Origin of the sequence: Leucobacter viscericola (genome assembly GCF_011299575.1) — a bacterium.
GTDB lineage: Bacteria > Actinomycetota > Actinomycetes > Actinomycetales > Microbacteriaceae > Leucobacter > Leucobacter viscericola.
This window is the reverse complement of sequence record NZ_CP049863.1, coordinates 3,494,345-3,510,664: the sequence shown is the minus strand read 5'-3', so window position 1 is coordinate 3,510,664 and position 16,320 is coordinate 3,494,345. Positions and strand designations below refer to the sequence as shown.

Below are 16,320 nucleotides of genomic sequence, written 5' to 3'. Positions count from 1 at the left end.
GGATTCGGGCCGCACTGTTTTGCTGAGCACCCGTGCGTCCCAGGACGCTTCATAGCTTGACGTGGCATTCTTCAGGAGAGCACTTCTCCTCGAAAGGACAACGAGCATGGCTTTTTTCACAAAGGACGGCACCCCCTCACTTGGTGGTTCAGAGAACCTCCAGCCACTATCGAAAGAACGGGTGAAAGCCGGCCTCGACCGCGAAGAGTGGAACTACGGTGTTGACGAAGACGGCGACATCGGCGGAGGCTGGGAAGCCGCCTCGTACTACTTCTTCGTGACCGGCAACAATGAGGAACTGTTCTGCATTCGTGGTGCGTGGCGCGGTATTCTTCCGGGAACCGAGTTCGGTCGTGCGCTTGAACTCTGCAACTCCTGGAACTCCCAGAAGCTGTGGCCAAAAACCTACGCTCGCCTCGACGACGAGGGCATGGTGCGCGTGCACACCGAGCACAACGTCGACTTCGAGCAGGGCCTCACTGACGGCCAACTCTCGCAGCAGCTCCTTTGCGCGATCAACACGGCAAACGCGTTCTACGAAAGCCTGAACGAGGCCTACCCCGAGGTGTGGGAAAAGTACAACCCGGAGAACGCCCCCAGTGTCTGAACGGTTTCAAGTCGACCTTTCTGGAATGGTCGACCTTCTTTCCCACCACCTCTATTCGGGCCCGCAGGTGTATGTGCGCGAGCTCATTCAGAACGCCGTCGACGCCGTCACCGCGCGTCGAGAGATTGACGCCGAGGCGCCCGCTCAGATTCGCCTGAGCACCGCCACCGACGAGCAAGGTCGCCCAACACTCGAGGTGACCGACACCGGTATCGGGCTCACTGCTGCCGAGGCAACGGAGATGCTGGCGACGATCGGGCGATCCTCGAAGCGAAATGAAGAGTTCGGGATCGGCCGGGCCGAGTTCATCGGTCAGTTCGGGATCGGCATGCTCGCCGCGTTTATGGTCGCGGAGACCATCGAGGTGCGCTCGTTTTCGGCGCGTCCGGGGTCCACTCCGATCCGCTGGCTCGGCCGAGCAGACGGCACCTTCGACATCAGCGAAGACCCTGAGGCCACGACACCCGGCACCACCGTGCGCCTGACCGCCCGGCCAGATGTCGCGCACTGGATGGCGCACGACACCGTGCTCGCCCTTGCGACCGAGTACGCCTCACTGCTGCCCTTTGATATTGCGGTGCGCACGCAGCTTGAGGGATCCGAAGGCTCTGGCCTTTCAACGTCCGCCGAGGTCTGGCGCAGAATCACCGAACCCGAACTCCCCTGGCTTATCGAGCACCCCTCGGCCGCGGCACGGCAGCGAGCACTCAACGATTACTGCGAGCGCACATTCGGATTCACCCCGCTCGGCAGCATCAAGCTTGATCTACCCGTTGCGGGCGTGAGTGGTGTGGCCTTCATCCTGCCGCAGGCGGTCTCCCCCGGCTCCGGCCAGCACCGCGTCTACACGAAGCGCATGCTGCTCGGGCCCCGTGTCGATCGGGTGCTGCCCGACTGGGCGTTTTTTGTGCGCGCGGTGCTCGATACCAACACGCTCTCCCCCACGGCCTCCCGTGAGCAATTGCACGACGATGAGGTGCTCATGGGGGTGCGCGAAGCGATTGGTGAGCAGCTGAAGCAGTGGGCTCTCGCCGAGCTGCGCGGATCCTCAACCCTCGCGCGCACGGTCATCGCAACTCACCACCTCGCGCTGCGTGGTCTCGCGCTCACGGACCCCGCGATGCTCGACCTCGTCTCAGAGATTCTGCCCTTCGAAACCACCGACGGCGCAATGACGCTGGCGCAGGCCGCCAAGAGCGGCGAGGTCGTCTACACGACCACAACAGAGGCCTACCGCAGGGTTGCCGCTGTTGCGCGTGCGCAGGGCCTCGTTGTGGTGAACGCCGGGTATGTCTACGATGCCGATCTCATGGAGCGCCTCGGCAAGCGTCCGGGCTGGCGCGTGCGCGAACTTGAGAGCTCAGACCTGGTGCAGGTGCTCGGGCTGCTGGATCTGAGCCGCGACTGGGAGATTACTGACGCGGTTGCACACGCTCGCACAGTTCTCGAGGCCGACGACTGCGACGTCGTTGTGCGCGAGTTCTCCCCCGAGACCGTACCCGCGATGCTACTGCGTGATGCTGACGGTGAGCACCGCCGCGAATTGAACCGCGAACGCGAGGCCGAACCGGGCCGCTGGGACGGTTTGCTCGATTCGCTCGCGGGTGACACACACTCCCGGACCCGCACGCTCGTGCTGAATGACACCTCAGGGGTTGTGCGGCGTCTTCTCACGGCGCCACCCGGCGACGTGTTTGATGCGGGGCTGCGTTCCCTCTACCTCTCGGCCGTGATGCTCGCTGGTGACGGTCTCCGTTCTTCGGAATCGGCGGCACTCACCGACGCCCTTGGAACACTCCTCGATGGTGCGCTTGGCGCGCCCGCCCAGGAAGGCAACCTGTGATCGCAACAGTACAGCGCGAACTCAACGACATTCGGCGCATGCCCTACGGCACTGCACGCACGGCAGCGAGCGAGGCGATCACACGCCGCATCGAGACTGAGGGTCCGAAGGAGCTGCTCGCAGAGGCGCTCCTCGATCTGGTCGAGTCATACAGCTTCTCGGATCAGGGGGTGAAGTCGTTCTCCGCCTTTGCGCGCATCCTGCGGCTCTGGGACGAGAGCCCCGAGCTCTTCGACGAGGGTGACGAGCGCAACCTGTTCTGGGAGTTTAAGTGGGTGGCGGGCGATCTCGCCGAGTACCCGCAAATCTCGCTCGCCCAGGCCGTCGCGTTTCTCGACGACATGGAGCGCCGCTTCGAACTCGCGGGGCACGGCGTTTCGTCGGTGCGAATGAGCCGTTTTCGCTGGGCCTGGCACGCCGGCCGCCCCGACACGGATGCGTTCCGCCTGGAGTGGATCACGGGGCTGCGCGACGAGTTTGAAGATTGCCGAGCCTGCACGATCGGGCAACAGGTCGACTACTTCACGGCGGCTGAGCGCTACGATGAGGCTGTGGCGCTCGGTCTCACCCAAGACAGCTCGTGCAACATCGAGCCGACTCGCACCTGGTACGGGGTGGCCCTCGCTGCGCTGCTGAGCGGTGATCCCGAGCTTGCGCTCACCATGCACAAGCGTGCGCTCGCGACCGACGATGGCGGTCCCACCGAGTTCGCCTCCGCTCGCGGTTACGGCTTCGAAACCCTTGCCCGCGGAGGGCGCCTCGAACAGGCACTTCGGTTGCTCCGCAACGACTACCCCGAAGCTCTCACTAAGGGTGAGAGCCCGGCATATCACCTGCGGTTCTACCTCGGCGTGCTCGCCGGTTTGTCGGCGAACCTTGATCGTGGTGACCTGCCAACAGGGTTCCGCGAGCCCGAGTGGAGCACGGTCGCTGGGCTCCAGGCATGGGTGCTCGCGGCCGCGCAGCGCCTGGCTCGGGATCTCGACGCGCGCAACGGCAACGACATGTACGAGCGGTCAATCAATCGTGCTCTCGCCGCAACCCGAGTGGAGAAGCTACTGGCAGATCCTTCGCTCGACACACCTGACATTTCTGAGGAGATCTCCTCCGCCGCCGGACCGTCAGTCAGACAAACCGAGTCAGACAGCACCGTTGCCCCGTCAAGCGCCCACGACGTTCTTCTCGCTCAGGCCGAAGAACTCGCCGGCCGAGGAGACTACGGCACCGCTGTTCCAGCCTATGCCGAAGCCGCAAAACTGCTGGAGGCCGAGGGATGGCTCGAGCGCTCCGGCTTCGCCTTCGCCGAGGCCGCGCAGTGCGCATCAATTGCTGGCGAGGAAGAAGCCTCTCACCGGTTCTTCGCGGCCGCAGTCTCGCGGCTGCGCACCGGAGGCGGCGATGCAGGCACCCTCTCAGCAGTTCTTACCGCGTGGACTCCCGTCGCCGCGCGCATGAACGATCCGGAGACCCTGCTCAACGTCACGCGGGAAGAGCTTCAGAAACTTGGGGAGTTCAACACCGATGGACTCAGTGAGGATCTCGCCGAGCGTCGCCGGGCCGAATGGCTGCTCGAACGTGCCTCGCTTCGTGACACGTTCGCCCGCTCCCTCGCTGCGGCGGCTCCCGGGCAACGGCCCAGTGGCCTAGGCCTTGAGCAAGCAGCAGCAGAGGCGACAACAGCCGGCGAGGAGTTTGCGCAGCTTGGCAGGATCGCCGACGCCGCACACGCCTTCTGGCTCGCGGGCAAGGTCCAGCTCGAAAACGGGCAGACCACGGAGGCGCTGTGGTCGCTGGAGTCGGCGTTCGAAGGCTTCACTGTGGCGCAGCGGCGCGAGGAGCGCACAAACGCAGCGAGCGAGCTCATCGATCTGCTGCGCCAGACCGGCCAGCCCGAAAGAGCAGACGAGATCGTCGCGCAGCTGTAGCTGCCCTACCGCGTCATGTCGTTGTCACTGCGCTCGATCGCCGGGCCAAGCTCGTCCAGAATAAGCGTCTCTGAGTCGAGCTGGCCTGTACGGTACGCCGCGCGGCCCACCATATGGGCCGCGATCGGTGCCGTGAGCGATTGGAACACAAACACCGGGATCAGGCCGAGAAGTGTCGCAATCGAGCGCTGATCAAGTGCGATCGCTGCGATTACCAGCAGCAGACCGAAGATCTGCGGTTTTGTGGCGGCGTGCAGTCGGCTCAGCGCGTCAGGAAACCTGAGCAGTCCGACGCCAGCGGCTACCGAAAGCAGGGCGGCAAGAACCACACACACCACTGCGGCGAGGTCGAGGATCTGCTCAAACATGGGTCGCCTCCCCCGAGTCCGCCACCGCTTCGGTTTCGGCCTGCAACGCCGCGCGGCGCTTCACGAAACGGGCCACCACGATCGTCGCAAATGTTGCGGTCGCTGCGATCACTGTCATCAGCGGAATACTCGCGGTGTGGTGCCGCACGACCATGTCTGTGCCAACCGCCAGCATGAGTGTTGTCAGCAGCACGTCGGAGGCCACCATACGATCAAGGATCGTTGGACCACGCACAATACGCACCAGAGCCATGAGCGCGGTTGCGGTCAGCCCGATCCCTGCCGCGATGAGCAAAGCCGTCGAGAACATCGTCATCGCAGCACCCGCATCTCTTCACGTGACCCGACTGCCATCACCAGAAGACGCTCAATGTACAGCGTCTCCCGTCGCATTTTGGTGATTTCCTTTTGGGTCGGGGTGTTCAAGACGTGCAGGTACAGCGTTGACTCAAAACGATCGATGTCTGCCACGAGCGATCCCGGTATGAGAGATGTCGTCAGACCAACCATGGTCAGGATGAAGTCGGAACGGGTGCGCAGCTTTACCGCAATAATCGAGGTCTTGGGCGGCGGTCCGGGGCGCACCGCCAGCAAGGCGACCTGACAAGAAGCCACTGCGAGCTGCCACAGGAAAAAGCCGAGGTAGCGGGCTGCCCACCACACGTTAAACCGACCGGCGAGTTCGACCGGCGGAAGATAAAACAGGCGCATCACGGAAAAAGCGACGATAAACCCACTCACAAGCGACAGCAGGGAGAGGGTCTGCCACAGCATCATCCACAGCAGTACGAGTCCGATGAGAAGTGGAAGCTCGTGCAGCCGGACACCCCACTCGATGCGGCGAGCGGTGGGAAGCGCAGGAGTGTTTTGATCGCTCAATGTCCTCCTCCTTCCGAGTCGCCTGAGCCACTTGGTTCAGTCGTCCCGCTGCCTCCGCCGAGTTCATTCGGGGAGTTGCCCAGCACTCGTTCAACCAGTTTGCCCGGCTGGGCGAGATCTTGCCCCGCCTTCCAAGCGTAATCGTAGAGGGGTCCCGCGAACACAGTGAGTGCAATACTGACCAATACCATGCCTGCCGTGGCGCCGACCATCAGCCGCGGAATCGTCTTACGTTCCTGCTGAGGTTGGGCATCAGGCGCATCGTGGAGCCTCTCGAAGAGCGCTTCCTCACGCTCACGCAGCCGAAGCGCCTCGGTTGCGGCCGCAGGCGTCGAGCCCGTGGTTGGGATCGGGCCAGTTTCAAGCGCGGTCGCGCGATCCCGCCCGCTCTCTCCCAGTGCCTTCGGGCGTTGCCGCCAGAATGCCAGCACCCAGGCGCGCGCGAGCGCGTACAGCGTGAGCAAAGACACGAGCGCGCCGATCCCGATCAACCAGTAAGCGCCGGGTGTTGCGAGCTCGGCGGCGACGGTAAAGAGTCCAACCTTGCCGATAAACCCGGAGAAGGGAGGAATGCCGCCGAGGTTGAGCATTGGAATGAAAAAGAGCACCGCGATAACGGGCGCCGTCTTGAGCATTCCGCCGAGACCCGAGAGGGATGTGGTGCCCCCCTTACGCTCGAGCAGACCCACCGCGAGGAAGAGCGTCGTCTGCACGATGATGTGGTGGGTGATGTAGTAGATCGTGGCTGCGAACCCCGCGGCATTCGCCATGCTAATGCCGAAGATCATGTAGCCGATGTGGCTGATGAGGGTGAAGGAGAGCAGACGCTTGATATCGAGTTGCGAGACCGCCCCCAATATCCCAATTAATAGCGTGAGCCCCGCCACCACAAGCAGGAGCTTGTCGACGCTGGAGTCCGGGAAGAGCTGCGTTTGAGTCCGAATAATGGCGTACACGCCGACCTTTGTCAGCAGGCCCGCAAACACCGCCGTTACCGGCGCCGGGGCAGTCGGGTACGAGTCGGGCAACCAAAAAGAGAGCGGGAAGACGGCGGCCTTGATCCCGAACGCAATGAGCAGCATGAGGTTCAGCAGTAACTGGACCTCGGACGGAAGCTCGGCGATCCTCACGGTCAAGTGCGCCATGTTGACGGTTCCGGTCGCCCCATAGATCATCGCGATCGCGGCGAGAAACAGCACTGACGACACGAGAGAGACCACAACGTAGGTCACACCGGCTCGAATGCGCTGCGCGGTGCCACCGAGGGTGATCAACACGTAGCTCGCCACGAGAAGGATCTCGAACCCCACGTAGAGGTTAAAGAGATCACCCGCGATAAACGCGTTGAACACCCCGGCGCCCAGCACCAAATACGTTGGGTAATAGATCGAAACCGGGGCATCCTCGTCGCCGTCGGCGAGGCGCTGACCCGTTGAGAAGATGAACACCGCGAGCAGCACCACGGCCGAAACCGTAACCATCAGGGCAGAGACGCGATCCACCACCAAGGCGATACCGAATGGCGCGGCCCACCCGCCCACTTCCATGACCAGGGTGCCCTGAGTGTTCACAACAAACATCAGGATGCCGCCAAGGGCAACAACACCGCCGAGCGCGACCAGGGTGATCCCCTGCTGGAGGCGGCGCCTTCCAGGCACGGCGAGTGCGAGCGCCGCGCCAATCAACGGGAGCAGCACAACAAACGGCACGAGAACGGTCATCGCTGTTCACTCCCCTCTGCGGTGGTCTCGGTGGTCTCGGCGGGCACACGATGGCTGCTGTCGCCTGAAGCGGCGTCGGTGCCAGTGTTGGTGTCAGTGTCGTCATCGGAATCGTCGTCGGAGAACTCAGGGGTCTCCGCGAGATCCTCGTCGGTAACCTCGTCGACGGACAGTTCGTCCGCCGTAGCCAGCTCAAGATCGGTCTCGTCATCTCGCACGGTGTCATCCCGATCCTGCGCCAATCGCCACGAGCGGTATATGAGCGCCAAGAAAAAGGCGCTGACACCAAATGTGATCACGATGGCGGTAAGAATAAACGCCTGCGGAAGCGGGTCGCTCATGTCTTCAGGCGCCGCCTCACCGACGATAGGAGCCGCGCCGAAGGATCCTGACATGAGAAAAATAAGCAGGTTTGTTGCGTTGCCGACCAGCAAAAACCCGAGCAGCAAACGCGTCAGAGTGCGGTCGAGCATGAGGTAGATCCCGCACGTGTACATCACGGCCATGAGCACGACCAGCACCAGGGGCATTGTTGTCATCGGGATTCCACCTCCTCCTCGGTCATTGAAGCCTCGTTCTCCTCGTGTTCGTCAATCTCAGCACCAAGGCTGCGCAGCACGTCGAGAATGAGACCAAACACCACGAGGTACACACCAACGTCAAACAGCGTTGAGGTGACAAAGGGAAGTGTGCCGAAGATGCCGAGGTCGACGTCGACCCACGAAGAGGCAAGAGCGGCCTGCCCAAAGAACATCGGTACAAACGCCATCGTAACGGCGAGGGCAAGGCCTGCCCCGAGGATCCGTCCCGCGTCTAGCGGCACGGTGGCACCCAGCTCGTGGCGACCTCCCGCAAGGTACCGCGCAACGAGCGCGAGCCCGGCAACGAGTCCACCCGCAAACCCGCCGCCTGGGCCATTGTGACCGGCAAGCAACAGGAAGATCGACAGAATAATGAGCGCGTGGAAGAGCAGTCTCACCACAACCTCGAGCATGATCGAGCGCCGTGCCGGGTCAAGGTGACGGCCCGCAAGCAACCAGCTAATGCGGCGCATTGGGTCGTTCGGGTCCACCACCCGCAGGAGGTGCTCACGTGCCTGAGTGCGAGCGGCGCTGCGACTGAGCTTGGGTCGGTTGTCTTCGCGAGTGTTCAAGAACACGAGCGAGGCGACGCCCGTGGCCGCCGCGAGGATCACAGAGAGCTCACCCATGGTGTCCCAGCCTCGAATATCGACCAGCATCACGTTCACCACATTGCTGCCGTGGCCGCCGCTGTAGGCGAGCTCGGGCAACTGCAGCGAAATGGGATCGGCAACTCGGGAGCCCAGGGCCACAAGGGCGAGCGCACCGATCGTCAGACCGACCGAGGCACCAATAATGATCCTGATCCAGCGCACACGCCGCGTTGAAGAGGAGCCAAGACGCTGCGGCAAACGACGGATCACGAGCACAAACGCGATCAGCGTGACGGTCTCGACGAGAGCCTGAGTCAGCGCGAGGTCGGGGGCGCCCGACATCGCAAAGATTGCGGCCATGCCGTAGCCGGTCACACCGACAAGCACGACGGACTGGAACCTGGTGCGGGCGCGCAGCGAGAAAATCGCGGCGACCACCATCACGATCGCGATCGGGATCTGCACGGGCGAAGTGATGAGTTCAAACGATTCGGGCCACTGATCCGTGGCAATGAGCGTTCCCCCGAGGGTGCCCACCACAACGATCAAGATCACCGAAAGATAAAACGGGAGGGATCCGCGCTGTGTAAGTGAGGTCAACCGCACCGCAACAACGTCGAGCCACTGCGTAATCAACCAGTACACGTGTGAGGCGGAGAACCGCTCGGGCACCGTTCGGAAAACCGCCGTGGTTCGCGAGCAGAACTTGGCCAGCAGAAGCCCCAGAACGATGACCAGAGCGGAGGCGCCCAGTGCGGGAGTCAGCCCGTGCCACAGAGCGAGGTGCTCGATTGCGTGGCCGTCTGTCGCACCCTCAAGTTGCGGCGCGATCGCAGCCTGCATAAAGGGATCAATCGCGCCCGCGAACAGCCCGGCGAGCAGCGCAACCGCTGCAAACGCCATCGGGGCGATCAGGATCGCGCGACCGGGAGAGTGAATCACCGTGCAGGTTTCGGTGTTGGCCTTTCGCGAGAAAGCTCCCCAGAGAAAGCGTCCCATGTACGCGACCGTCAAGATGCTACCGAGCACGGCAACCGTAAACGCAAAGAGCGCGAGCGGGCTGTCTGTTCCTATGCTCAACATCTCGGTGAACGCGGATTCTTTTGCGACGAAACCTACCAGAGGAGGCAAGCCTGCCATCGACGCTGCAGCCAAGGCAGTCACCACAAAGAGCACTGGCATCCTTCGTCCCAGTCCCGAGAGCTTGCGCAGGTCACGAGTGCCGGTGGCGTGATCGATGATACCAACAGACAAGAAGAGCGGCGCCTTGGCGACGGCGTGAGCAAAGAGCAGTGCGAGCCCTGCGAACGCAGCTCGAGGGTCTGCCAAACCAAACACCATCACCAGCAGCCCTAGCTGGCTCACCGTGCCGTGAGCGACGATGAGCTTAATGTCGAACTGTTTGAGCGCGCGGATCCCGCCATTCAGCATGGTGATTGCGCCGAGAATCACGAGTGTCTCGCGATACCCCACAACATCCCCAAATCCGGGGCTGATACGAGCGATGAGGTACACCCCCGCCTTGACCATCGCGGCCGCGTGCAGGTAAGCGCTCACCGGGGTGGGCGCTGCCATAGCGCCCGGAAGCCACAGGTGGAAGGGGAAGATCGCTGACTTTGAGAGAGCACCGGCCAGCACCAGGTAGACAGCGACCGTGCCGAGTGCACCCTGCGGAGGATTGGCGACGATTTCAGAAAGCAGAGTGGTGCCGGCGGCCTGCGAAAGCAGCACAAACCCCACGAGCATCGCGAGGCCACCGAAGGTGGTCACCATCAACGCCTGGAGCGCCGCAGCGTTTGCGGTTCGCAGTTTCGTCACGTGACCAATCAACAGGAACGACAGGATCGTCGTTCCCTCCCAGAAGATAAAGAGCAGGTAGACGTCGTCCGCGAGCACAAGCCCGAGCATGGCGACCGCGAAGCCCATGAAGACCGCGGCAAATCGAGCGAGCCCGGCTTCGCCCTCTTCAAAGTAGTAGGCGCAGTAGAGCAGGATCAGCGCGCCCGCGCCGGTTACGAGCAGCGCGAAGAGAGCGGAAATCGCGTCGAGACGGAAGCTGAGCGTCATGTTCAGCTGCGGGATCCACTCGAACGATTCGGTGATCACTTCGCCGGAGAACACGGGTGCAACCGCGATGAACAGCGCAGTAAAGGCCCCTGCCATTGCGACGGCTAGGCCAATAAACGTCTTGCGCCCGAACCTCTGAACAATCGGGTGGGTAAGAAGGGAGATGAGTGCAAGCGCGAGCAGTGTGCTCGTCATCACACCCATAGGCGGCCTCTTCCACTCGGTCGTCGTTTGGTTCCCAAAGCAAAGCTTATCGGAAACTGGGCACCCAAACTCTGGGCTTGCAATGCCCCCTAAAATGCGAAAGGGCCCCTCTCGGATTGACGATCATCACAGATCGTCGCTCCGAGGGAGCCCTTTCTAAAAGTTGTCCGGCGGTGTCCTACTCTCCCACGAGGTCCCCCTCGCAGTACCATCGGCGCTGTCAGTCTTAGCTTCCGGGTTCGGAATGTGACCGGGCGTTTCCCTGACGCTATAACCACCGTAACTCTATTGACATGTCCCACACCCCACCAGAACACCCCGAAAGAGTATCCCCGTGTTGGGGTGTGTGGCCGTACGTCAAGAACCACAAAGCGGACGCGATTATCGTTACAAAAATAAGTCTTACGTCTCCACCACAAAGAGTGGAGAGAGAAGTCAAGTCATCGGCTTATTAGTACCAGTCAGCTCCACACGTTACCATGCTTCCACATCTGGCCTATCAACCCAGTCATCTACTGGGAGCCTCACCACCTCAAAGGGTGACGGAAATCTCATCTCGAGGCCGGCTTCCCGCTTAGATGCTTTCAGCGGTTATCCATCCCGAACGTAGCCAACCAGCCATGCCCTTGGCAGAACAACTGGCACACCAGAGGTTCGTCCAACCCGGTCCTCTCGTACTAGGGTCAGATCCTCTCAAATTTCCAACGCGCGCAGAGGATAGGGACCGAACTGTCTCACGACGTTCTAAACCCAGCTCGCGTACCGCTTTAATGGGCGAACAGCCCAACCCTTGGGACCAACTCCAGCCCCAGGATGCGACGAGCCGACATCGAGGTGCCAAACCATGCCGTCGATATGGACTCTTGGGCAAGATCAGCCTGTTATCCCCGAGGTACCTTTTATCCGTTGAGCGACAGCGCTTCCACAAGCCACTGCCGGATCACTAGTCCCGACTTTCGTCCCTGCTCGACCTGTCAGTCTCACAGTCAAGCTCCCTTGTGCACTTACACTCGCCACCTGATTGCCAACCAGGCTGAGGGAACCTTTGGGCGCCTCCGTTACTTTTTAGGAGGCAACCGCCCCAGTTAAACTACCCACCAGGCACTGTCCCAGAACCCGATCAGGGTCCGTAGTTAGATATCCAATATGACCAGAGTGGTATTTCAACAATGACTCCACCTGAACTAGCGTCCAAGCTTCACAGTCTCCCACCTATCCTACACAAGCCACACCGAACACCAATACCAAGCTGTAGTAAAGGTCACGGGGTCTTTCCGTCCTTCTGCGCGTAACGAGCATCTTTACTCGTAGTGCAATTTCGCCGAGTTCACGGTGGAGACAGCTGGGAAGTCGTTACGCCATTCGTGCAGGTCGGAACTTACCCGACAAGGAATTTCGCTACCTTAGGATGGTTATAGTTACCACCGCCGTTTACTGGGGCTTAAATTCAAAGCTTCGACCGAAGTCTAACCTCTCCTCTTAACCTTCCAGCACCGGGCAGGCGTCAGTCCGTATACGTCCACTTGCGTGTTAGCACGGACCTGTGTTTTTAGTAAACAGTCGCTTCCCACTGGTCTCTGCGGCCACCACACCCTTTCGGAGTAAATCCTAATAAGTGGATGGCCCCCTTCTCCCGAAGTTACGGGGGCATTTTGCCGAGTTCCTTCACCATGATTATCTCGATCTCCTGAGTATTCTCTACCTGACCACCTGAGTCGGTTTGGGGTACGGGCAACAGCAAACCTCACGTCGATGCTTTTCTCGGCAGCATAGGATCACCTGCTTCCCCATACGGGTCCGCATCATGTCTCACCCAAAGCCGAAAACTATTAATAATCGACGGGCTACACATTTACACCGGGACAACCATCGCCCGGCACAGGCTACCTTCCTGCGTCACACCTCACGCTCACCACCCCAGTTCGGGTTCGCAGCCTCCACCCCACATCACCCGAAGGATCCATGAAGTTTCAGTTTGCTTAGCACTACTAGTTAGGTCTTTGACGGTTTACCGCCGGTACGGGAATATCAACCCGTTGTCCATCGACTACGCCTGTCGGCCTCGCCTTAGGTCCCGACTTACCCAGGGAAGATTAGCTTGACCCTGGAACCCTTGGTCTTCCGGAGGACGGGTTTCTCACCCGTCTTTCGCTACTCATGCCTGCATTCTCACTCGTGTGGCATCCACGGCTGGTTCACACCGCCGCTTCACTCGCCACACGACGCTCTCCTACCCATCCATACGGCTGGACCACGAAGGCCTACCTGTTATATGAATGCCACAACTTCGGTGGCGTGCTTGAGCCCCGTTACATTGTCGGCGCGGAATCACTTGACCAGTGAGCTATTACGCACTCTTTCAAGGGTGGCTGCTTCTAAGCCAACCTCCTGGTTGTCACAGCAACTCCACATCCTTTTCCACTTAGCACGCGCTTTGGGACCTTAGTTGGTGATCTGGGTTGTTTCCCTCTCGACAATGAAGCTTATCCCCCACTGTCTCACTGCTGCGCTCTCACTTACCGGCATTCGGAGTTTAGCTGACGTCAGTAACCTTGTAGGGCCCATCGGCCATCCAGTAGCTCTACCTCCGGCAAGAAACACGCAACGCTGCACCTAAATGCATTTCGGAGAGAACCAGCTATCACGAAGTTTGATTGGCCTTTCACCCCTATCCACAGCTCATCCCCTCAGTTTTCAACCTAAGTGGGTTCGGTCCTCCACGCGCTCTTACACGCGCTTCAACCTGGCCATGGATAGATCACTTCGCTTCGGGTCTAGGACATGCGACTGAATCGCCCTATTCAGACTCGCTTTCGCTACGGCTACCCCACACGGGTTAACCTCGCCACATATCGCTAACTCGCAGGCTCATTCTTCAAAAGGCACGCTGTCACACCTACAAGGGTGCTCCAACGGATTGTAAGCAAACGGTTTCAGGTACTATTTCACTCCCCTCCCGGGGTACTTTTCACCTTTCCCTCACGGTACTAGTCCGCTATCGGTCATCTGGGAGTATTTAGGCTTATCAGGTGGTCCTGACAGATTCACACGGGATTTCTCGGGCCCCGTGCTACTTGGGATACACACCACGCAGTGCCACCATTTCGGATACGGGACTCTCACCCACTCCGGTCCGCCGTTCCAAGCGGTTCTCCTATAGCTACACATTCACGTCGGTAGACCGGCAGATCTACCAGGCATGTCCCACAACCCCAACCATGCAACCCCTGCCGGGTATCACACATGACTGGTTTAGCCTCATCCGGTTTCGCTCGCCACTACTACCGGAATCACATGTTGTTTTCTCTTCCTGGGGGTACTGAGATGTTTCACTTCCCCCCGTTCCCTCTACCCGCCCTATATATTCAGGCGGGAGTCACCAGGTACGCACGCGCCCTGGCGGGGTTTCCCCATTCGGAAATCCTCGAATCACAGCCCGTTTATCGGCTCCCCGAGGCTTATCGCAGATTACTACGTCCTTCTTCGGCTCCAGATGCCAAGGCATCCACCGTTTGCTCTTAAAAACTTGAAATCACATAAGTATAATCATAAAAAACACACACACTCCCCAAAAGGAATGCATGCGACCAATGAAATTAATTTAAGTATCTCAAGACAAGACAAAGTCTTGTCTTGAAAGATGCTCGCGTCCACTGTGTAGTTCTCAACGTACGGTCGATCCCCGCATCATGGACAACGTGTTCCATGACCCAGGGTCAGAAGATCAGTCCCCACACCAACAATCACACTCTTACGAGCATGACCATCAATGTGACGGCTGGGCCTCCAGGACCCAATAGTATGCACAATACGCACCAACCCACATCAACCAGCAACGTTCCAACCACCCCCGAAGAGACAGCGTACTTATCACCAATCAACACGATCAATGCTTGTCAAATGTTCCACCCATGAGCAGCTCGCAGTGAACATTCGCCACTGTTCGAGCCATTCTGCAACAACATAGTTGTTGAGTGCTCCTTAGAAAGGAGGTGATCCAGCCGCACCTTCCGGTACGGCTACCTTGTTACGACTTAGTCCTAATCACCAGTCCCACCTTCGACGGCTCCCTCCACAAGGGTTAGGCCACCGGCTTCGGGTGTTACCGACTTTCATGACTTGACGGGCGGTGTGTACAAGGCCCGGGAACGTATTCACCGCAGCGTTGCTGATCTGCGATTACTAGCGACTCCGACTTCATGGGGTCGAGTTGCAGACCCCAATCCGAACTGAGACCGACTTTTTGGGATTCGCTCCACCTCGCGGTATCGCAGCCCATTGTATCGGCCATTGTAGCATGCGTGAAGCCCAAGACATAAGGGGCATGATGATTTGACGTCATCCCCACCTTCCTCCGTGTTGACCACGGCAGTATCCCATGAGTTCCCACCATAACGTGCTGGCAACATAGGACGAGGGTTGCGCTCGTTGCCGGACTTAACCGAACATCTCACGACACGAGCTGACGACAACCATGCACCACCTGTTTACGAGTGTCCAAAGAGTTGACGATCTCTCGCCCGTTCTCGTATATGTCAAGCCTTGGTAAGGTTCTTCGCGTTGCATCGAATTAATCCGCATGCTCCGCCGCTTGTGCGGGCCCCCGTCAATTCCTTTGAGTTTTAGCCTTGCGGCCGTACTCCCCAGGCGGGGAACTTAATGCGTTAGCTACGACACAGAACCCGTGGAACAGGCCCTACATCTAGTTCCCAACGTTTACGGCATGGACTACCAGGGTATCTAATCCTGTTCGCTCCCCATGCTTTCGCTCCTCAGCGTCAGTTACGGCCCAGAGATCTGCCTTCGCCATCGGTGTTCCTCCTGATATCTGCGCATTCCACCGCTACACCAGGAATTCCAATCTCCCCTACCGCACTCTAGCTTGCCCGTACCCACTGCAGGCCCGGAGTTGAGCTCCGGGATTTCACAGCAGACGCGACAAGCCGCCTACGAGCTCTTTACGCCCAATAATTCCGGACAACGCTTGCACCCTACGTATTACCGCGGCTGCTGGCACGTAGTTAGCCGGTGCTTTTTCTGCAGGTACCGTCACTTTCGCTTCTTCCCTACTAAAAGAGGTTTACAACCCGAAGGCCGTCATCCCTCACGCGGCGTTGCTGCATCAGGCTTGCGCCCATTGTGCAATATTCCCCACTGCTGCCTCCCGTAGGAGTCTGGGCCGTGTCTCAGTCCCAGTGTGGCCGGTCACCCTCTCAGGCCGGCTACCCGTCGTCGCCTTGGTGAGCCATTACCTCACCAACAAGCTGATAGGCCGCGAGTCCATCCCCAACCGATAAATCTTTCCACCCACACACCATGCGGTGATAGGTCATATCCAGTATTAGACGCCGTTTCCAGCGCTTATCCCAGAGTCAGGGGCAGGTTACTCACGTGTTACTCACCCGTTCGCCACTCTTCCACCCAGCAAGCTGGGCTTCATCGTTCGACTTGCATGTGTTAAGCACGCCGCCAGCGTTCGTCCTGAGCCAGGATCAAACTCTCCGTAAAAAATTACATGCCCACAAACCAGCG

At 59.8% G+C, this 16,320-nt stretch carries 9 protein-coding genes and 3 rRNA genes; 3 read left to right on the top strand and 9 right to left on the bottom strand.

The genetic code is table 11. From position 1 onward, the window contains the following. Positions 1 to 106 precede the first annotated feature (106 nt). The 3 genes from G7068_RS15270 to G7068_RS15260 are packed head-to-tail and all read left to right on the top strand — an operon-like array spanning position 107 to position 4,375. The gene (locus G7068_RS15270) at positions 107 to 607 is read left to right on the top strand and encodes a type III secretion system chaperone family protein (protein ID WP_166292747.1); all 501 of its coding nucleotides are present in this window, start codon (positions 107 to 109) and stop codon (positions 605 to 607) included. Further along, complete coding sequence (locus G7068_RS15265; RefSeq protein ID WP_166292746.1) at positions 600 to 2,450, top strand: HSP90 family protein; 1,851 nt, start codon at positions 600 to 602, stop codon at positions 2,448 to 2,450. Before G7068_RS15270 ends, G7068_RS15265 begins: the two co-directional genes overlap by 8 nt. After that, the gene (locus G7068_RS15260) at positions 2,447 to 4,375 is read left to right on the top strand and encodes a hypothetical protein (RefSeq protein WP_166292745.1); all 1,929 of its coding nucleotides are present in this window, start codon (positions 2,447 to 2,449) and stop codon (positions 4,373 to 4,375) included. The genes G7068_RS15265 and G7068_RS15260 overlap by 4 nt, the downstream gene beginning before the upstream one ends. Positions 4,376 to 4,380: 5 nt before the next feature. On the opposite strand, the gene mnhG is transcribed toward G7068_RS15260, so the two are convergent. From mnhG to G7068_RS15215, 9 genes are all read right to left on the bottom strand, one after another. Then, positions 4,381 to 4,743 carry a monovalent cation/H(+) antiporter subunit G gene (gene mnhG, locus G7068_RS15255; RefSeq protein WP_166292744.1) on the bottom strand — a complete coding sequence of 121 codons (363 nt, stop codon included), beginning with the start codon at positions 4,741 to 4,743 and terminating at the stop codon, positions 4,381 to 4,383. Continuing rightward, on the bottom strand, positions 4,736 to 5,059 hold the full coding sequence (locus G7068_RS15250; protein ID WP_166292743.1) for an MrpF/PhaF family protein: 324 nt from the start codon (positions 5,057 to 5,059) through the stop codon (positions 4,736 to 4,738). Before G7068_RS15250 ends, mnhG begins: the two co-directional genes overlap by 8 nt. Then, on the bottom strand, positions 5,056 to 5,622 hold the full coding sequence (locus tag G7068_RS15245) for a Na+/H+ antiporter subunit E (RefSeq protein ID WP_166292742.1): 567 nt from the start codon (positions 5,620 to 5,622) through the stop codon (positions 5,056 to 5,058). The genes G7068_RS15250 and G7068_RS15245 overlap by 4 nt, the downstream gene beginning before the upstream one ends. After that, positions 5,619 to 7,343, bottom strand: coding sequence for a Na+/H+ antiporter subunit D (locus tag G7068_RS15240; protein ID WP_166292741.1), 1,725 nt, complete (start codon positions 7,341 to 7,343; stop codon positions 5,619 to 5,621). Before G7068_RS15240 ends, G7068_RS15245 begins: the two co-directional genes overlap by 4 nt. Beyond that, entirely contained in the window at positions 7,340 to 7,882 is a 543-nt protein-coding gene (locus tag G7068_RS15235) for a Na(+)/H(+) antiporter subunit C (RefSeq protein ID WP_166292740.1), read from the bottom strand. The genes G7068_RS15240 and G7068_RS15235 overlap by 4 nt, the downstream gene beginning before the upstream one ends. Then, positions 7,879 to 10,788, bottom strand: a complete 2,910-nt coding sequence (locus tag G7068_RS15230) for a Na+/H+ antiporter subunit A (RefSeq protein ID WP_166292739.1) — start codon at positions 10,786 to 10,788, stop codon at positions 7,879 to 7,881. Before G7068_RS15230 ends, G7068_RS15235 begins: the two co-directional genes overlap by 4 nt. 165 nt (positions 10,789 to 10,953) lie before the next feature. Beyond that, positions 10,954 to 11,070 (bottom strand): 5S ribosomal RNA (rrf, locus tag G7068_RS15225). Between the two features lie 149 nt (positions 11,071 to 11,219). Beyond that, positions 11,220 to 14,320, bottom strand: a 23S ribosomal RNA gene (locus G7068_RS15220). A gap of 453 nt (positions 14,321 to 14,773) precedes the next feature. Next, positions 14,774 to 16,296 (bottom strand): 16S ribosomal RNA (locus G7068_RS15215). Together the 16S, 23S and 5S rRNA genes form the textbook arrangement of a ribosomal RNA operon. Positions 16,297 to 16,320: the final 24 nt, after the last annotated feature.

Bases quoted from the DNA above. Each gene is read 5' to 3' on its own strand.
- G7068_RS15250 (WP_166292743.1), bottom strand. From the start codon at position 5,059: ATGACGATGTTCTCGACGGCTTTGCTCATCGCGGCAGGGATCGGGCTG.
- G7068_RS15230 (WP_166292739.1), bottom strand. From the start codon at position 10,788: ATGGGTGTGATGACGAGCACACTGCTCGCGCTTGCACTCATCTCCCTT.
- G7068_RS15235 (WP_166292740.1), bottom strand. From the start codon at position 7,882: ATGACAACAATGCCCCTGGTGCTGGTCGTGCTCATGGCCGTGATGTAC.
- G7068_RS15240 (WP_166292741.1), bottom strand. From the start codon at position 7,343: ATGACCGTTCTCGTGCCGTTTGTTGTGCTGCTCCCGTTGATTGGCGCG.
- mnhG (WP_166292744.1), bottom strand. From the start codon at position 4,743: ATGTTTGAGCAGATCCTCGACCTCGCCGCAGTGGTGTGTGTGGTTCTT.
- G7068_RS15270 (WP_166292747.1), top strand. From the start codon at position 107: ATGGCTTTTTTCACAAAGGACGGCACCCCCTCACTTGGTGGTTCAGAG.